The organism is Streptomyces mangrovisoli (genome assembly GCF_000974985.2).
GTDB classification, from domain to species: Bacteria; Actinomycetota; Actinomycetes; order Streptomycetales; family Streptomycetaceae; genus Streptomyces; species Streptomyces mangrovisoli.
The window spans coordinates 38,850-55,704 of the sequence record NZ_LAVA02000003.1 but is presented as its reverse complement, the minus strand read 5'-3'; the positions used below and the strand labels follow the sequence as shown (position 1 = coordinate 55,704).

The 16,855-nt window shown below is 73.3% G+C and carries 14 protein-coding genes; 4 read left to right on the top strand and 10 right to left on the bottom strand.

Translation table 11 applies throughout. The features are described 5' to 3' along the window. Positions 1 to 79: 79 nt before the first annotated feature. Genes WN71_RS01300 through pdhA form a run of 3 tightly spaced genes read right to left on the bottom strand, consistent with a single transcriptional unit; the run spans position 80 to position 3,727 of the window. Positions 80 to 1,510: a dihydrolipoamide acetyltransferase family protein gene (locus WN71_RS01300; protein ID WP_046581278.1), complete on the bottom strand. Its 1,431-nt coding sequence runs from the start codon at positions 1,508 to 1,510 to the stop codon at positions 80 to 82. Positions 1,511 to 1,520: 10 nt separating this feature from the next. Continuing rightward, positions 1,521 to 2,516: an alpha-ketoacid dehydrogenase subunit beta gene (locus WN71_RS01295; RefSeq protein ID WP_046581276.1), complete on the bottom strand. Its 996-nt coding sequence runs from the start codon at positions 2,514 to 2,516 to the stop codon at positions 1,521 to 1,523. Between the two features lie 2 nt (positions 2,517 to 2,518). Continuing rightward, positions 2,519 to 3,727, bottom strand: a complete 1,209-nt coding sequence (gene pdhA, locus WN71_RS01290; RefSeq protein ID WP_046581274.1) for a pyruvate dehydrogenase (acetyl-transferring) E1 component subunit alpha — start codon at positions 3,725 to 3,727, stop codon at positions 2,519 to 2,521. Between the two features lie 346 nt (positions 3,728 to 4,073). Between pdhA and WN71_RS01285 the strand changes: the two genes are divergently transcribed. Beyond that, the gene (locus WN71_RS01285) at positions 4,074 to 4,727 is read left to right on the top strand and encodes a response regulator (protein WP_046581273.1); all 654 of its coding nucleotides are present in this window, start codon (positions 4,074 to 4,076) and stop codon (positions 4,725 to 4,727) included. A 190-nt stretch (positions 4,728 to 4,917) separates the two neighbouring features. Continuing rightward, positions 4,918 to 5,934 carry a phosphotransferase gene (locus tag WN71_RS01280; RefSeq protein WP_206299997.1) on the top strand — a complete coding sequence of 339 codons (1,017 nt, stop codon included), beginning with the start codon at positions 4,918 to 4,920 and terminating at the stop codon, positions 5,932 to 5,934. Between the two features lie 128 nt (positions 5,935 to 6,062). Here the strand turns inward: WN71_RS01280 and WN71_RS01275 are convergent, their stop codons facing one another. Further along, positions 6,063 to 7,646: a protein kinase domain-containing protein gene (locus WN71_RS01275; protein ID WP_046581271.1), complete on the bottom strand. Its 1,584-nt coding sequence runs from the start codon at positions 7,644 to 7,646 to the stop codon at positions 6,063 to 6,065. Between the two features lie 328 nt (positions 7,647 to 7,974). Here WN71_RS01275 and WN71_RS01270 point away from each other — a divergent pair, with 328 nt between their 5' ends. Beyond that, positions 7,975 to 9,621 (top strand): protein kinase domain-containing protein, encoded by a 1,647-nt coding sequence (locus WN71_RS01270; protein ID WP_046581269.1) that lies wholly within the window; start codon positions 7,975 to 7,977, stop codon positions 9,619 to 9,621. Between the two features lie 154 nt (positions 9,622 to 9,775). On the opposite strand, the gene WN71_RS01265 is transcribed toward WN71_RS01270, so the two are convergent. Further along, a complete protein-coding gene (locus WN71_RS01265; RefSeq protein ID WP_046581267.1) occupies positions 9,776 to 10,312 on the bottom strand; it encodes a bacterial proteasome activator family protein in 537 nt (178 codons plus the stop codon). Between the two features lie 185 nt (positions 10,313 to 10,497). Then, complete coding sequence (locus tag WN71_RS01260) at positions 10,498 to 11,043, bottom strand: PadR family transcriptional regulator (RefSeq protein WP_046581265.1); 546 nt, start codon at positions 11,041 to 11,043, stop codon at positions 10,498 to 10,500. 79 nt (positions 11,044 to 11,122) lie between these two features. Between WN71_RS01260 and WN71_RS01255 the strand changes: the two genes are divergently transcribed. Continuing rightward, entirely contained in the window at positions 11,123 to 12,043 is a 921-nt protein-coding gene (locus WN71_RS01255) for a hypothetical protein (RefSeq protein ID WP_052742868.1), read from the top strand. 70 nt (positions 12,044 to 12,113) lie between these two features. On the opposite strand, the gene WN71_RS01250 is transcribed toward WN71_RS01255, so the two are convergent. The 4 genes from WN71_RS01250 to WN71_RS01235 all read right to left on the bottom strand — a co-directional run bounded on the left by WN71_RS01250 (position 12,114) and on the right by WN71_RS01235 (position 16,847). Continuing rightward, positions 12,114 to 13,094, bottom strand: a complete 981-nt coding sequence (locus WN71_RS01250; protein ID WP_046581264.1) for an NAD(P)H-quinone oxidoreductase — start codon at positions 13,092 to 13,094, stop codon at positions 12,114 to 12,116. A gap of 92 nt (positions 13,095 to 13,186) precedes the next feature. Further along, positions 13,187 to 14,413: a potassium channel family protein gene (locus WN71_RS01245; RefSeq protein WP_240529527.1), complete on the bottom strand. Its 1,227-nt coding sequence runs from the start codon at positions 14,411 to 14,413 to the stop codon at positions 13,187 to 13,189. After that, entirely contained in the window at positions 14,410 to 15,858 is a 1,449-nt protein-coding gene (locus WN71_RS01240; protein WP_046581262.1) for a molybdopterin molybdotransferase MoeA, read from the bottom strand. Before WN71_RS01240 ends, WN71_RS01245 begins: the two co-directional genes overlap by 4 nt. Beyond that, positions 15,855 to 16,847, bottom strand: coding sequence for an NTP transferase domain-containing protein (locus tag WN71_RS01235; RefSeq protein ID WP_046581261.1), 993 nt, complete (start codon positions 16,845 to 16,847; stop codon positions 15,855 to 15,857). The genes WN71_RS01240 and WN71_RS01235 overlap by 4 nt, the downstream gene beginning before the upstream one ends. Positions 16,848 to 16,855: the final 8 nt, after the last annotated feature.

Genomic DNA, 16,855 nt, shown 5'->3' with positions numbered 1-16,855 from the left:
CAGGGGGCGAACGGCGATCGGGAACACCGGAGGGGGCGGTCGCGCGCTGCGGCCGCCCCCTCCGGGTCTGGGTCGGGCGTCACGCCCAGGTGATCAGCTTCCTCGGCTGTTCCAGGACGGCGGCCACGTCCGCCAGGAACCTCGAGCCGAGTTCGCCGTCGACCAGGCGGTGGTCGAAGCTGAGCGCCAGGGTGGTGACCTGACGCGGCTTGATCTTGCCCTTGTGGACCCACGGCTGGAGCTTGATCGCGCCGATCGCGAGGATCGCGGACTCGCCCGGGTTGAGGATCGGCGTACCGGTGTCGACGCCGAAGACGCCGACGTTGGTGATGGTCACCGTGCCGCCCTGCATCGCGGCCGGGGAGGTCTTGCCCTCCCGTGCCGTGGACACCAGCTCGCCGAGCGCCTCCGCGAGCTGCGGGAGCGTCTTGTCGTGCGCGTCCTTGATGTTGGGGACGATCAGGCCGCGCGGGGTGGCCGCGGCGATGCCCAGGTTGACGTAGTGCTTGAGCACGATCTCCTGGTTCGCCTCGTCCCAGGACGCGTTGATGTCCGGGTTGCGCTTGATGGCGACCAGCAGGGCCTTGGAGATCAGCAGGAGCGGGTTGACCCGCAGGCCCTGCAGGTCCTTGTCCTGCTTGAGCTCCTCGACCAGCCGCATCGTGCGGGTCACGTCGACCGTCACGAACTCCGTGACGTGCGGCGCGGTGAACGCCGAGCCGACCATCGCCGTCGCGGTCGCCTTGCGGACGCCCTTGACCGGCACGCGGGTCTCACGGGCCGCGTCGAAGGCGACGACGGGACTCGCGGCGACCGCCGGAGCCGCGGCAGTAGCAACGGCGGCCGGGGCGGCCGCGGGCACCGGAGCGGCCACCGCCGCGTGCACGTCCTCGCGGGTGATGACGCCGTCCGGGCCGGACGGGGTGACCGTCGCGAGGTCCACGCCCAGGTCCTTGGCCAGCTTGCGCACCGGCGGCTTGGCCAGCGGGCGCTCCTTGGCGACCGGCTCGGGGGCGGCCGGGGCCGGCGCGGGAGCGGCCGGCGTGGCGGGCGCCGCCGTGCCGTGGCCGTTGAGTTCCGCCTGGATCGCCGGGGTCGCGGGGACGGCCACCTCGGGTCCCTTGCGCGCGCGCCGCTTGGTGGAGGACGCGGCCACGCCGTACCCGACGAGGACCGGCTGCCGCTTGGGCGCCTCCTCGGGGGCGGGCTGCGCCGCCGGGGCCTCGGAGGCGGCCTCGGGGGCCGCGCCGCCGTTCACGTCGACCGCGATGATCGCCGTGCCCACGTCCACCGTGGTGCCCTCGGGGAAGTGCAGGGAGCGGACCACACCGTCGTAGGGGATGGGGAGTTCGACGGCCGCCTTGGCGGTCTCGACCTCGCACACCACCTGGCCGTCGGTCACCGTGTCGCCCGGCTGCACGTACCACTTGAGGATCTCGGCCTCGGTGAGTCCCTCGCCCACGTCGGGCATCTTGAACTCGCGCACGGACGCCTCAGTCATCGTCGTCACGACCCTCTCCTCAGTACGCAAGGGCGCGGTCGACGGCGTCGAGCACCCGGTCCAGGCCCGGCAGGTACTCCTCCTCCAGACGCGCCGGCGGGTACGGGGCGTGGTAGCCGCCGACCCGGAGCACCGGGGCCTCCAGGTGGTAGAAGCAGCGCTCGGTGATCCGGGCGGCGATCTCCGCGCCCGAGCCGAAGAACACCGGAGCCTCGTGGACGACGACCAGGCGGCGCGTCTTCTCCACGGACGCCTGGATGGAGTCGAAGTCGAGGGGCGAGATGGAGCGCAGGTCCAGGACCTCCAGGGACTTGCCCTCCTCGGCGGCCGCGTCGGCGACCTCCTGGCAGAGCTTGACCATGGGGCCGTACGCGGCGAGCGTCAGGTCGCTGCCCTCGCGCACCACGCGCGCCTTGTGCAGCGGGCCGGGGATGGCCTCGGTGTCGACGTCGCCCTTGTCCCAGTAGCGCCGCTTGGGCTCGAAGAAGATCACCGGGTCGTCGCTCTGGATGGCCTGCTGCATCATCCAGTACGCGTCCGAGGCGTTGGACGGGCTGACGATCTTCAGGCCCGACACGTGCGCGAACAGCGACTCGGGGGACTCGGAGTGGTGCTCGACCGCGCCGATGCCGCCGCCGTAGGGGATGCGCACGACGACCGGCATCTTGACCTTGCCGAGCGAGCGCGCGTGCATCTTCGCGAGCTGCGTGACGATCTGGTCGTAGGCCGGGAAGACGAAGCCGTCGAACTGGATCTCCACCACCGGGCGGTAGCCGCGCAGGGCGAGGCCGATGGCGGTGCCGACGATGCCCGACTCGGCGAGCGGGGTGTCGATGACGCGGCTCTCGCCGAAGTCCTTCTGGAGTCCGTCGGTCACCCGGAAGACGCCGCCGAGCTTGCCGACGTCCTCGCCCATGACCAGAACCTTGGGGTCCGCGTCCAGCGCGTGCCTGAGCGACTCGTTGATCGCCTTCGCCAGCGCCATGTTCTTGAAGGTCACAGCCTCCGTACCCATGATCAGACCCCCTCTGCGTCCGCGAACGACGCCTGGTAGGCGGCGAACTGGGCGCGCTCCTCGTCGACGAGCGCGTGCCCGTCCGCGTACACGTTCTCGAAGATGGCGAGCCGGTCCGGGTCGGGCATGGCACGGACCGCTTCGCGCACCCGCTTGCCCAACGCCTCGCTCTCGACCTCGAGTTCCGCGAAGAATCCCTCGTCCGTGTGGTGTTCGTTCTCCAGCAGCCGGCGCAGGCGCAGGATCGGGTCCTTCGCCTCCCACGCCACCCGCTCCTCGTCGCCGCGGTAGCGGGACGGGTCGTCGGAGGTGGTGTGGGCGCCCATGCGGTAGGTGAACGCCTCGACGAGGGTGGGGCCCTCGCCGTTGCGGGCGCGCTCCAGCGCCCACTTGGTGACCGCGAGGCAGGCGAGCACGTCGTTGCCGTCGACCCGGACGCCGGGGAAGCCGAAGCCCTGGGCGCGCTGGTAGAGCGGGACGCGGGTCTGCTTCTCGGTGGGCTCGGAGATCGCCCACTGGTTGTTCTGGCAGAAGAACACCACGGGCGCGTTGTAGACCGCGGAGAAGGTGAAGGACTCCGCCACGTCGCCCTGGCTGGAGGCGCCGTCGCCGAAGTAGGCGATGACCGCGGAGTCCGCGCCGTCCTTGGTGATGCCCATCGCGTAGCCGGTCGCGTGCAGCGTCTGCGAGCCGATGACGATGGTGTAGAGGTGGAAGTTGTTGCTGTTCGGGTCCCAGCCGCCGTGGTTCACGCCGCGGAACATGCCGAGCAGGTTGGTCGGGTCGACCCCGCGGCACCAGGCGACGCCGTGCTCGCGGTAGGTCGGGAAGACGTAGTCGTCCTCGCGGGTGGCGCGGCCGGAGCCGATCTGGGCGGCCTCCTGGCCGAGCAGCGAGGCCCACAGGCCCAGCTCGCCCTGGCGCTGGAGGGCGGTGGCCTCGGCGTCGAAACGGCGGGTGAGCACCATGTCGCGGTAGAGACCGCGGAGCTCCTCGGGGGTGATGCCGGCGACGTACGCGTCGTACTCGGCGTTCTCGACCCGCTCGCCCTCGGGCGTCAGCAGCTGCACCAGCTCCGGCTCGGCGGCCGCGCCCTGCTTGGCGGCCGCCTTCTTGGCGGCCGTGCCGGCGGCCCGCTTGGTGCCGGTGGCGCCGGCCTTGCTTCCGGCGCTGCGTCGCGATGTGCGCGCGGCAGTGCTCTCCACGGTCACGTGTGCTCCTCCGTCGGTCCGGCCCCCGGGGTTGCCGGGTGGCCTGAGGTCCCCTGCTCGAAGAGCGAGGGGAGGCTCACCTGTTCCGGCACCCGTGCACGGGGTGGGTGCCACTCGGCCGGGAACAGGCGTGACAGGTGCCCCGGCGAGCGCCCTGCAAGCTTCACGTTACCCAGTGCTCCACATTTCTGTGAAACCCCCTCTGACCTGCGATTTTGCTTGGATATCCAAGTAAATCGGCACGGACGGAAAGGATGCTGGTCACAGCCTTGCAGGAGGCCGGAGCAACGGCACGTTATCCCGCGCACCCCGGGCACGGGAAGAGCCAGTATGTGAGACTGATCGAGTGCACCAAACTGGAAAAATCAGGATATTCCTCCTGGATGACCACGAGGTGGTCCGGCGCGGCGTGCACGATGTGCTCTCCGCGGAGGACGACCTCGAGGTGGTGGGCGAGGCCGGCACACTGGCCGACGCCCTGGTGCGGATTCCGGCCACGCGGCCGGACGTGGCGGTGCTGGACGTACGGCTGCCGGACGGCAGCGGTATCGAGGTGTGCCGCGCGATCCGGGCGCGCGACGCCGGCATCCGCTGCCTGATGCTGACCTCCTACGGCGACGACGAAGCCCTGTTCGACGCGATCGCGGCGGGCGCCTCGGGCTACGTGCTCAAGGAGATCCGCGGCACCGACCTGGTGACGGCCGTACGGGACGTCGCGGCCGGCCGCTCGCTGCTGGACCCGTCCGTCACCGCGCGCGTGCTGGAGCGGCTGCGGCACGACGCCGAGGCCGAGGATCCGCTCGCGGGGCTCACGGACCGGGAGCACGACATCCTCGAACTGATCGGCGAGGGGCTCACCAACCGGCAGATCGGCGAACGGCTGCACCTCGCGGAGAAGACCGTCAAGAACAACGTCTCGCACCTGCTGGCCAAGCTCGGGATGCAGCGACGGTCGCAGGCGGCGGCGTATGTGGCGCGGCTTCAGGCGGGGCCGCACTAGGGGCCACGGGCCCTTCCGTGATCTTGCGCGTCCGACGCGTAAGGGTTTCCGCGGCCTTCCGCGGTCTTCCGCCTCCGACGCGTACGAACCGTCTGTGATCGATCGCGACCATCTGTGACAACCCCCAGCTCACGGCCCCGATCCGTGCCCTAGCATCTGGCGCGTGCCACGCTCCGGAGTACCACCCCTCGTGCCCCACGCGCCCCCTCTGAGCGCCCTGCTCCGCCGGTACTCCGCCGGTTCCGCCGTGGCCTGGGAACCCGTCGAGCAGGGACTGCTCAACCGCGGGTACCACCTGCGCACCACCCGCGGCCGCTACTTCCTCAAGCACCACTTCGACCCGGACACCGCCGACCCCACCGCGATCGAGCGCCGGCACCGCGCCACCGAGCGCCTGGCCGGCCTGGGCGTCCCGGTCGCGCCCCCGCTGCCCGGCCGGGACGGGCGCACGGTCGCCGTCGTCGGCGGCCACGCCTACGCCCTGCACCCCTGGATCGACGGCAGGCACCGCCACGGCGGCCAGCTCACCCCCGGCCAGTGCGTGCGCCTGGGCGCACTGCTGGGCGCCGTACACGCCGGTCTGGAGCGTGTGATGCCGCCCAAGGCGCGCACCCGCCCGGCCACCGCACCGCACCCAGTGGAGAGCGCGGACCCGGCCCGCACGCTCGCCCTCATCGACGAGCTGGCGACCCGGGTACGCCGCCACCGCCCGCGCGACTCCTTCGACGAGCTGGCCGCCCACCGGCTGCTGGAACGCCGTGAGCTGGTGGAACGGCACGCCGGGCGGCGGCCGCCGCCCGGTGGCCCGGTCGGCTGGGTGCACGGCGACTTCCACCCGTTCAACCTGCTCTACAAGGGCGACGCGCCCGCCGCGATCGTCGACTGGGACCGGCTCGGCGTGCAGCCGCGCGCGGAGGAGGCCGTACGCGCCGCCGCGATCTTCTTCGTACGGCCCGCGGGGGCGCTGGAACTGCCGAAGGTGCGGGCGTACGCCCGTGCGTACCGGCGCGCCGCCGGGGTCACGCCCGCGGAGCTGGCCGCGGCCGTGCACCGGGTGTGGTGGGAGCGGCTCAACGACTTCTGGATGCTGCGCTGGCACTACGAGCGCGGCGACACCCGCGCGGACCCGCAGTTCCCGGCCGCCTCGGCGCTGGTGGTGTGGTGGACCCGGGAGTACGACGCGGTGCGCGAGGCGTTCACGGAGTGATGGGCGCGCACGGTCGCGTGCGCGCCCCCGAGAAGCCTGAGACGCGGGCCCCGAAAGAGTGAAGCCGGTCGCCTCAAGTTGACGTCACGGCGTCAGGGCGTTGCCTGGGCCCAGGAGGGCCCAGGGCTTCAAGTGTTGCCGTCGGCCCCGTCCGTGTCGCCGCCGCCCCCGGCACCGCCGTCGTCCGTACCCGGCGACGTGTCCGTGTCGGTCGGTTCCGTCTGGGTCGGGGTCGGGGTGGTCGGCTGCGCGGTGGTCGGCTTGGTCGTCGGCTTGGTCGTCGGCTCCGTCGGAGCGCTCTGCGTCTCCGTGTCCGACGGGGTCTCGGACGGCGTGTAGTACGAGCCCGAGTCGTCCGTGGAGTCGTCCGTCGAGTCGTCCGTGGACTGGTCGGTGGCCTCGTCGGACGGCGTCGAGGTGTCCTGGTTCTCCTTGGTGGAGTGCGAGGCGGGCGGCGACTGCGTGGTGCCCGTACCCCCGCCCCCGCCACCGGAGTTGTTCAGCGCCAGCGCCACACCGGCGGCGATGGCGACCACCGCGAGCACGGCGAGGATCCACAGCTTGCCGCGGCCGCTGCCCCGGTTGCCGTGGCCCTCGAAGCCGCCGTCGTCGCCGCCCCCGTACCCGGAGGGCAGGATCGGCTGCGGGATCTGCGTGGTGCCCGAGTGCGGGGTGCCGGGGTGCGGCATCGCCGTCGTGCCCGCGAAGCCCGCGGCCGGGGTGTGCCGGCCCTCGTGCACGGTGACCGGACCCGTGTTCCAGGTGCCGGTGTGGCCGCCCTGGTCGTAGAGCATCTGGAGCGCGTACTGGACCAGGCCGCGCATCTCCTCGGCGGTCTGGAACCGGTCGTCGGGCTCCTTGGCGAGGGAGCGCATGACCAGGCCGTCCAGCTCGGGCGGCGACTGGCCGTCCGAGGTATGCGACGGCGGCACCGGCACGTCCTGGACATGCTGGTAGACCACCGACAGCGGGGTCTCGCCGATGAACGGGGGCCGCAGCGACAGCAGTTCGTAGAGCAGACAGCCCGTGGCGTACAGGTCGGAGCGGTGGTCGACGGCCTTGCCGAGCGCCTGCTCGGGGGAGAGGTACTGCGGGGTGCCCATGACCATGCCGGTCTGCGTCATCGTCGTGGACGCGCCGTGCAGGGCGCGGGCGATGCCGAAGTCCATCACCTTGACCGCGCCGTTGTTGGTGATGATGACGTTGGCCGGCTTGATGTCGCGGTGCACGATGCCGTGCTGGTGCGAGTAGGCGAGCGCCTCCAGAACGCCCGACACGATGATCAGGGCCTGCTCGGGGCCCGGCGCCTCGGCGTTGATCAGCAGATCGCGGATGGTGCGGCCCTCGACCAGCTCCATCACGATGTACGGCACGGACTGGCCGCCGACGACGTCCTCGCCGGAGTCGTACACGGCGACGATCGCGTGGTGGTTGAGACCGGCCACCGACTGCGCCTCGCGCGTGAAGCGGGCCTTGGACACCGGGTCCTCGGCCAGGTCCGCGCGGAGCAGCTTGACCGCGACGGTGCGACCCAGGCGCACGTCCTCGGCGGCGAACACCTCGGCCATGCCACCCCGGCCGAGCCGATGGGTCAGCCGGTAACGGCCGTCGCCGACCAGCCCGCCGTTGCCGAAGGAGTCAGGCGCTTCAGACATGCCGCCGCCAGACGCCTCGGGGTCGGACGGGCCCTGGGCGCTGTGCGTCTGTGCCATCGGTCCTCGCCGTCGTTTCTGCCCGCGGTGCGCGCGGTGTTGTCACGGTCTCTCCGTCGGCCACGCTACAGCCTCAGCGCAAGCCCTGGTCCCGGTCGGCCACCCTCGTCGGCCCGGACCGGGCCGGTCATCAAACATGTACCCCAGGCCGTCGTGCAAATTCTGTGTACCGGGCGTACGGCCCCTGTAACTCTTGCGGGACGCTTCTTTCGCGTACGGTCACGGATCGGGCATCGCGCTTGACGTGTCCGTGCCCTCCGGCAGACTTGGCCGGGAATGACACATTCGATCATCGACGGCGTCTGACGGCAGTGGGGGACGGGGACAAATGAGCCAGGACGGCGCACAGGGCCGCTACACGGGGCGCTCGCTCGCCGGTGGCCGGTACCAGCTGCGCGAGCTGCTCGGCGAAGGCGGCATGGCCTCGGTGCACCTGGCCTACGACTCCGTGCTGGACCGCCAGGTCGCGATCAAGACTTTGCACACCGAACTCGGCCGCGAACAGGCGTTCCGCGAGCGTTTCCGCCGCGAGGCACAGGCAGTGGCCAAGCTCACGCACACCAACATCGTGTCGGTCTTCGACACCGGCGAGGACGATCTCGGCGGTCTGACCACGCCGTACATCGTCATGGAGTACGTCGAGGGCCGCCCGCTGGGCTCCGTGCTCGACGAGGACGTGGCGCGGCAGGGCGCGATGCCCGCGGACAAGGCGCTGAAGATCACCGCCGATGTTCTCGCGGCCCTGGAGATCAGCCACGAGATGGGGCTGGTCCACCGCGACATCAAGCCCGGCAACGTGATGATGACCAAGCGCGGCGTGGTCAAGGTGATGGACTTCGGCATCGCGCGCGCCATGCAGTCGGGCGTCACCTCGATGACGCAGACCGGCATGGTCGTCGGCACCCCGCAGTACCTCTCGCCCGAACAGGCCCTCGGCCGCGGCGTCGACGCCCGCTCCGACCTGTACTCGGTCGGCATCATGCTGTTCCAACTGGTCACCGGACGGCTGCCGTTCGACGCCGACTCGCCGCTGGCCATCGCGTACGCGCATGTCCAGGAGGAGCCGGTGGCTCCGTCCTCGGTCAACCGGTCGCTGCCGCCCGCGGTGGACGCGCTGGTCGCCCGCGCGCTGAAGAAGAACCCGAACGAGCGTTTCCCGACCGCCGAGTCGATGCGCGACGAGTGCCTGCGGGTGGCCGCCTCCTTCCAGGCCGCGCCGCCCAGCATCGTGCCCGGCACGCAGCCGCAGAGCGGCGCGGGCGTGGGCTCGGCCGTCTTCCCGCCCGTCGACCAGAGCGCCGCGGCGCCGCCGCCGGGACCGGTGCACACGCCGTACCAGCCCGCCCCGGGCCCGTACGGCACGCCGCAGCCCGCGATGCCGGCCCCGGCCTACGGCTATCCGCAGCAGGCCGGGTACCAGACCCCGCCGGCCGCCTACTCCCACCAGGGCGGCCCGTCGACACCGACGTACAACCTCACGCCGTCCTCCGGGCCCGGGGGCGGCGGGGGCAGGGGCGGCAACAGGCCGGTCGTGATCGGTTCGATCGTGGTGTCCCTGCTCGCCGTCGTCGGCCTGATCGTGGCGCTCACCCTGAACAGCGGCGGTGACGACGACAAGGCGGGCGGCACGGGCGGCAGCAGCACGAACCCGTCGACCTCGTCGTCGGCGACGGTGGCCGAGGGCCACCGCGGGCCCGACACCAGCAAGACGATCGACAAGACGGAGTGCAGCGAGCCGCAGGAGTCGTACAACGACCCCGACAAGGTGCAGATGCCGGACTTCGCGTTCAAGAACTGGGACTCGGTCCTGGAGTGCCTGAAGGCCGCGGGCTGGCACTACGAGAAGGACTACCTGGACGAGAACACCTACGGCCAGGACACGGTGATGAAGCAGTACCCGACGGCGGGCACGGACTTCGACCCGAAGAACCCGCCGACCATGCAGTTCACGCTGTCCACGGGCAACCCGGCCTGACGGCGTCCCCTCGGGGGTACGACCACGTCCTCTCGGGGCAGGACGGCACCCTCGGGGGGCGCGAGGCGCCCTCGGGGACACGGCGAACGGAAGGGCCCGGCACCTGGTGGTGCCGGGCCCTTTTGCGGGTACGGGGTCCTTCAGTTCTGCGGGCTCAGAGGTACGGGCCGCCCACGCGGCCGCCCATGCCGGTCTCGTCGCCCTCGTGGGACGCACCCGGCGGCAGCGCGCGGCGCATCGACTCCAGCTGCGCCCGCGCGGCCATCTGCTGGGCGAACAGCGTGGTCTGGATCCCGTGGAAGAGCCCCTCCAGCCAGCCGACCAGCTGCGCCTGCGCGATCCGCAGTTCCGCGTCGCTCGGGATCGCGTCGTCCGTGAAGGGCAGGGAGAGCCGCTCCAGCTCCTCGACCAGCTCCGGCGCCAGCCCGTCCTCCAGCTCCGCCACCGAACTGGAGTGGATCTCCTTGAGCCGGACCCTGCTCGCCTCGTCGAGGGGAGCCGCCCGGACCTCCTCCAGCAGCTGCTTGATCATGCTGCCGATCCGCATGACCTTGGCCGGCTGCTCCACCTGCTCCGTCACCGGGATCTCACGGGAGTCCTCGTCGCCTCCGCCGCCGAGCGCCATCCCGTCCTGGCCAACGACCAGGATCTGGGGGTTCTCCGGCGACCTCTCGTTCCTCGGCATCTCCATGCCGCCATTCTCTCGCACCCCTACACCTCATCACCGTGGTGCCCCCGGTGCGGGGTGATCCACCGTTCCTGCACGGGGAATTCCGCGGTCCGCGGTGAGCGCGCCCTCCTCCCGGTCCGCGGTGAGCGCGCCCTCCTCTCGGTCCGCGGTGGGCGCGCCCGCACGCCGCTCCGTCCGCGGGCTCCTCAGCCCGCCCGCTCCTGGGCCAGGCGCAGCACCCGCGCCTCGCAGTGGTCCAGCCAGCGGAGATCGGCCTCGGCCCGGCAGACCAGCTGCTCCAGCACCAGCAGCCGGGCCATCTCCTCGGGCCGTCCCGACAGCGCGGCCAGCACCTGCGCCCGCTGTCGCAGCCGGTCCTGGAGCGCCTGCGACACATGGCGGCGCTGTGCCTCGACCACCTCCCGCACATCGGCGCCGGCCGCGGTGACCGCCAGCACCAGCTTGATCACCAGCCCGTCGCGGAGCGGCCCGGACCGCTCGACCGAGCGCCCGAACCAGTCGTACAGCTCCGCGCGGCCCGTGTCCGTGAGCGCGTACAGCGCCCGTCCCGCCTCGTCGGCGGCCTGCTGTACGACCATGCCGTCCCGTTCCAGACGGACGAGCGCCGTGTTGACCTGCCCGGCGGTCAGCGGCCAGAGCCCGCCGGTCCGGGCCGCGAAGTCGCTGCGGAGCCGGGAGCCGGGTCGAGGTCCCTGCTCCAGGAGCGCCAGCAGCCCGTGCCGTGTCGACATACCCGGATTGTGCAGTGCGCCGGTCCCGCATGGGGGAGTTCGAAATGCCGTAGCGGGCGAATGGGGTGAATCTGATTGCGTGACTCCCTCGGTACGCAGACTGCGGACGGCGGGACTGCTGCTCGCCGCCTCGGCGGCGACGGTGGCGGTGGCCCCGTACGGCGACGCGTCGGCGTACGCCGCGGACTCCTCGTACTCCCTGCCCGGCCCGGCCGGGAGCGGTACCGCGGGCCTCCTCGGCGGCCCGAAGGGCGCCGTGCCGCCCACGGACGGCGCCGCGGCGGGGGCCGGAGGTCCGCGGGGGAACCGCGAGGCCGGCGACGCGCACGACGGGAACAGCGGACGCGCCGGGGGGCACGGCGCGCACGACGGGCGTGGCGACGGCCCGGCGGGCACCACGGCCCACTCGGAGCCGTCCGGCCGTCCCGGCCGCGCGTCGGAACCCTCCGCCGCCAGCGCCTCCAGCGCCTCCAGCGAAGATCACTCCGGGACGGGCCGGGCCGAGCACGGCCGTCCCGACCACCGTCGCACCGAGCACGGACGTTCGGAGACCGGCTCCGCACGGGGCGAGGACACGCAGGACGGACAGGCCCCGCGGGGCGACGCGACGGCCGTCGGCGTCTCCCGGCCCGATCCCTCGCCCTCGCACGCCGATCCCTCGGAGGCGGGCAGCGCCGCCGGGGTGGGGCGGGCGCGGCCCGGACGCCCGGACGACGAGGCGACGGCGATGGACGGGGACCACCGGAGAACGACCGCCCCGGCCGAGGAGGAGGACACCGGCGGAGTGGCGGCGGACGCGGACCCGCAGCAGCCGGACTCCCCGCAGGAGGCCGGCCTGGCGCCGTCCGCCGAAGCGGTGCCCCCCGGCGGCCAGGCCGCCGCGGAGGCGGCGACGCCCGCCGAGCCCGTGCTGCGGATCCTTCCGCTGGGCAGCGGCCTGGTCCTGATGGGGCTCGGCCTGGGCCTCGCGTTCATCGCGCTGCGGGTCCGCAGAACCTGACGCCGGCCCGGGGCCTGAGCCCCTCCGGCCGACGCCGCCCCACCACGGTCACCCGTCCCCGAGGCGGTCGCTACGGCGCGACCAGCAGCACCTTGCCGATGTGTCCGCTCTCCTCGACGACCCGGTGCGCGGCGCCCGCCTCGCTCATGGGCAGTTCGCGGTCGACGACCGGCCGCACGTGGCCCGCGTCCAGCAGCGGCCACACATGTTCCCGTACGGCCGCCACGATGGCCGCCTTCTCGCCCAGCGGGCGGGCCCGCAGCGAGGTCGCGCTGATCGCGGCCCGCTTGTTCAGCAGCGCGGCGATGTTCAGCTCGCCCTTGATGCCGCCCTGCATCCCGATGATCGCGAGCCGGCCGTTGACCGCGAGCGCCTGGACATTGCGGTCCAGGTACTTGGCGCCCATGTTGTCCAGGATCACGTCGGCGCCCGCCCCGTCGGTGGCCTGCCGGATCTCGGCGACGAAGTCCTGCTCGCGGTAGTTGATCAGCACGTCCGCGCCCAGAGCGGCGCACCGTTCGAGCTTCTCCCGGGTGCCCGCGGTGACGGCGACCCTGGCGCCCACCGCCTTCGCGAGCTGGATGGCCATGGTGCCGATGCCGCTGGAGCCGCCGTGCACGAGGAGCGTCTCGCCGGGGCGCAGATGGGCGACCATGAAGACGTTCGACCAGACCGTGCAGACCACCTCGGGCAGCGCGGCCGCCTGCCGCAGGTCCACCCCTTTGGGTACGGGCAGCAGTTGACCGGCCGGGACGGCGACCTTCTCGGCGTAGCCGCCGCCGGAGAGCAGCGCGCACACCTCGTCGCCGACCGACCAGCCGGACACGCCCTGTCCGAGGGCGGTGATCCGTCCGGAGCACTCCAGGCCGGGGTAGGGGGACGCGCCGGCCGGCGGGTCGTAGAAGCCCTGCCGCTGAAGGATGTCGGCGCGGTTGACGGCGCCGGCCACCACCTCGACCAGGGCCTCGCCCTCGCCGGGCACCGGATCGGGGACCTCGTCCCACACCAGCGCCTCGGGCCCACCAGGTTCGGGAATCGTGATCGCATGCATGACGGCGACGCTACCCCTCGCGGCCGACGGCCTCGGGGGGCACCCGCGGCGTCGGGGGGTACCCGTTCCATCCTGCGGCAGCGGGCGTTCGTTCAGTCCTGCGGCAGCGGGCGCCCGCTGGGCGTGACCTGGATCCCCGGCGTGATGCGGACGATCGCGATCAGGCGGTCCGTCGGCTCCAGCGTGCCGACGCCCGGATCGTCGTAGCCGAGCACCCGGTGCCCGCGTACGACGCTCACCACCAGGTCGTCCAGCTCCCGCGGGGTGCGGCCCACCTCCGCCTTGACCACCGGGCGCTCCACGAGGTCCAGCCCGCTGCCCTGCTGGATGAGGTCCTCCATCACCATGCCGGCCGCCGGGCTCAGCACGGACAGCCCGAGCAGCCGCCCGGCCGCGCTGGCGCTGGTGATGACGGAGTCGGCCCCGGACTGCTTGAGCAGCGGCGCGTTCTCCTCCTCCCGCACGGCGGCCACGATGTGCGCCCCGGGGTTGAGCTGCCGCGCGGTCAGCGTCACGAGGACGGCCGTGTCGTCCCGCTGGGTGGCGACGACCACCTGGCGCGCCTTGTGCACCTCGGCCCGCTTCAGCACCTCGCTGCGCGTCGCGTCCCCGACGACCCCGACGAACCCCTCCGCGGTCGCGGTGTCGATCGCCTTGGCACTGGCGTCGACCACCACGACCCGGTCCCTGCGCAGCCCCGTCCCGCAGACGGTCCGGATCGCCGAACGCCCCTTGGTACCGAACCCGACGACGACCGTGTGCTCGCGCACCGCGGACCTCCAGCGGTGTAGACGCCATTCCTCCCGAGTGCGCTCGGTGAGGACCTCCAGCGTGGTGCCGACCAGGATGATCAGGAACAGCACCCGCAGCGGCGTGATGACGAAGATGTTGGTGAGCCGGGCCCCGTCGCTGACCGGGGTGATGTCGCCGTACCCGGTCGTCGAGAGCGTGACGGTGGCGTAGTAGAGCGAGTCCAGGTAGTCCACGGGGCCGCCCGCGGTGTCGCGATAGCCGCTCGCGTCGGCCCAGACGATCAGCGAGGTCAGGACGAGGAGCAGCAGGGCCAGCGCGAGCCGCTTGACGACCTGCCGCACCGGCCGGTCCACGACCTTCCTCGGGAGCCGGACGCGGTGGCCGGTACGCGGGCCCTCCGTGTACTGCTCGTCGGCGGCGCCGTCCTCGGAATCCTCCCGGGCGGGGGCGGAGTCCGGGGCGGGGGCGGTGCCGCGAGCCGAGTCGGCGGGCCGCCCCGCGCCCTGCCGCCCTGCGGCGGCGGATCCGGCATCGTGGGCGAAGGCGTCACGATCCGGATGTTTCACGTGAAACACACTCCGATGCCCGCGGCCGCCCACGGCAGGTCGAGCAGTTCCACGGTCTGTCCCTGCTCCGATCCGCCCGGCGGTACGACCGCGAGCGCGTCGGCCGCCGCGACGCCGCGGAGCATCGCGGGCCCGTTGTAGTGCAGCGGGACGGCCCGGTCGCCGCGCAGTACGACGGGGACGAGCCGGGTGTCGTGCGGGTGCCCCGCCACGGCCTCCGACAGCGGCAGTTCGTACGGCTCCGGCGCCGGGTGCGCGGCCAGGGTGCGCAGCAGCGGCTCGGCGAGCGTGAGCAGTCCGGAGACGGCGGCGAGCGGGTTCCCCGGCAGGCCCACGAGGTGCTGGCCGTCCTTGACGCGGGCGAGCAGCATGGGGTGGCCGGGGCGCACCTGGACGCCGTCGACGAGCAGTTCGGCGCCGAGACGGTGCAGCGTGGGGTGGACATGGTCGACCGGGCCACCGGCGGTACCGCCGGTCGTGATGAGCAGGTCGGCGTCGGAGGCGGTCAGCGCCCGGCGCAGGGCCCTGGCGTCGTCGCCGATCCTGCGCACGGCGACGACCTCGGCGCCCATCGCCCGCAGCCACGGCGGCAGCATCGGGCCGAGGGCGTCCCGGATCAGGCCCTCCCGGGGCAGGCCCTCGGTGAGCAGTTCGTCGCCGAGGACGAAGACCTCGGCGCGCGGCCGCGGTACGGCGGTGACGCTGTCGTAGCCGGCGGCCGCGGCGAGGCCGAGCACGGCGGGGGTGACCAGGGTGCCGACCGGCAGCAACTGGTCGCCGCTGCGGCACTCCTGGCCGCGGGGCCGGATGTCCTGGCCGTGCGCGACGTCGCGCGTGGCGTGGAGGCGGCCCTTGTCGTCGCTGCGGCCGTGCTCACTGCGGAGCACGGCGGTGGTGTCGGCCGGGACGCGGGCGCCGGTGGCGATCCGTACGGCCTCGCCGTCGTGCAGCCGCTCGGGCCGCGCGTGACCGGCCAGCACGCCTTCTTCGCGCACCGCCCAGGGGCCGGGTCCGGCGACCGCCCAGCCGTCCATCGCGGACGTGTCGAAGGACGGCAGATCGGTGAGGGCGTTCAGCGGGGCCGCCAGCACCAGCCCGAGCGCGTCGTGGAGCGGCACGGTGACGGGTGCGCGCCGACCGCCGGTACGGGCGGCGCGGGCGGCCAGGGCGCGGGCCTGCGGCCAGGGCGTGGCCCGGTGCCGTTCGCCGTGCTCCGCCTTCTCCTGCGCCGACCGCCGCTCGCTTCCGTCGCCGCCCCCGGCCTGGTCGAAGCCGCGGCCCAAGGGCCGTCCGCCGCCAGCCTGCCGCCGGTCCCACGAGCGGGCGGACGGCGCGGGCGCACGGTCGCCGGAGGACGGGCCGTTGGCTTCCTTCACGAGGGCGAGCGCCTCCTCGACGTCGAAGTCCTCGGCGTCCTGGTCGGCCCGGGAGCGGGGCGCGGTCATCCGGCGTCCGGTGCCGTGCCGGAACCGCCTCCGGCGGCGTCCGGTGCCGTGCCGGGGGCGCCCGAGGCAGTGCCGGGGGCGCCCGGGGTCGCGTCGGGGCCGCCGGCCGCGGCCTCCTCCGCCTCCCAGCGCAGCGCCAGCGCGGCGGCCTTGCGGGCGGCCTCGGCGACCGCTTCGGGGCCGCCCTTGCCCTGCGCGGCTGCATAGCCGACGAGGAAGGTCGTCAGCGGGGCCGCGGGCCGGGCCACCCCGTGGGCGGCGTCGCGGGCGAGGTCGAGGAGGACACCGGTGTCGACGTCCAGCTCGATGCCCAGTTCGTTCTTGACTGCGGAGATCCATTCATCCAGCACGTGCCCATGCTCCCTGATGCGTGCTCTGGCGTTGGCGATGTCGTCCCAGGTGTCGCAGTCGAAGGACGCGACGGGGTCGGGGACGCGAGTGAGGCGCAGCGCGCCGGTCAGCCGGCGCAGCGGCAGTCCGGCGAGCCCGTCCGGTGCCGTCCCGCCGAGGCCGGTCAGCTCGCGGCGCAGCGCCTCGGTGCGGTACGCGGCCACGAGTGGCTGGTCGCGGCCGTCCGGGTCGGTGACCAGCGCGCCGTCGGCGTCACTCGCGGCCAGCGCGCCCAGCAGCCGTCGTACCGTGTCCGCCGCGAGGAACGGCAGATCGGCGGAGAGGACGAGGACCTGACGGGCCGTGACCAGCCGCAGGCCGGCGCCGAGTGCGGCGACCGGGCCGCCGCCGGGCGGCTCCTCGCGGGCCCAGGCGACGGCGCGGGCGGTGGGCCGGGGTTCGGCCACCACCACGGTGGTGGCCGCGTCGGCGCAGGCGGCGAGCACCCGGTCCAGCAGCGACCGCCCGCCGACGCGCACCGCCGGCTTGTCCGCGCCGCCCAGTCTGCGCGCGGCTCCGCCCGCGAGCACGACGGCGTCGTACGGCGTCGCGGGTTCCGCAGGGTGGGCGGAGTGTGCGGGGGGCTCGGACGGAGTCACCCTCCGAG

Coding starts and splice junctions, on each gene's coding strand:
- WN71_RS01295 (WP_046581276.1), bottom strand. CDS start 2,516: ATGGGTACGGAGGCTGTGACCTTCAAGAACATGGCGCTGGCGAAGGCG.
- WN71_RS01240 (WP_046581262.1), bottom strand. CDS start 15,858: ATGACCGCGCCCCGCTCCCGGGCCGACCAGGACGCCGAGGACTTCGAC.
- WN71_RS01250 (WP_046581264.1), bottom strand. CDS start 13,094: ATGCATGCGATCACGATTCCCGAACCTGGTGGGCCCGAGGCGCTGGTG.
- WN71_RS01270 (WP_046581269.1), top strand. CDS start 7,975: ATGAGCCAGGACGGCGCACAGGGCCGCTACACGGGGCGCTCGCTCGCC.
- WN71_RS01260 (WP_046581265.1), bottom strand. CDS start 11,043: ATGTCGACACGGCACGGGCTGCTGGCGCTCCTGGAGCAGGGACCTCGA.
- WN71_RS01275 (WP_046581271.1), bottom strand. CDS start 7,646: ATGGCACAGACGCACAGCGCCCAGGGCCCGTCCGACCCCGAGGCGTCT.
- WN71_RS01265 (WP_046581267.1), bottom strand. CDS start 10,312: ATGGAGATGCCGAGGAACGAGAGGTCGCCGGAGAACCCCCAGATCCTG.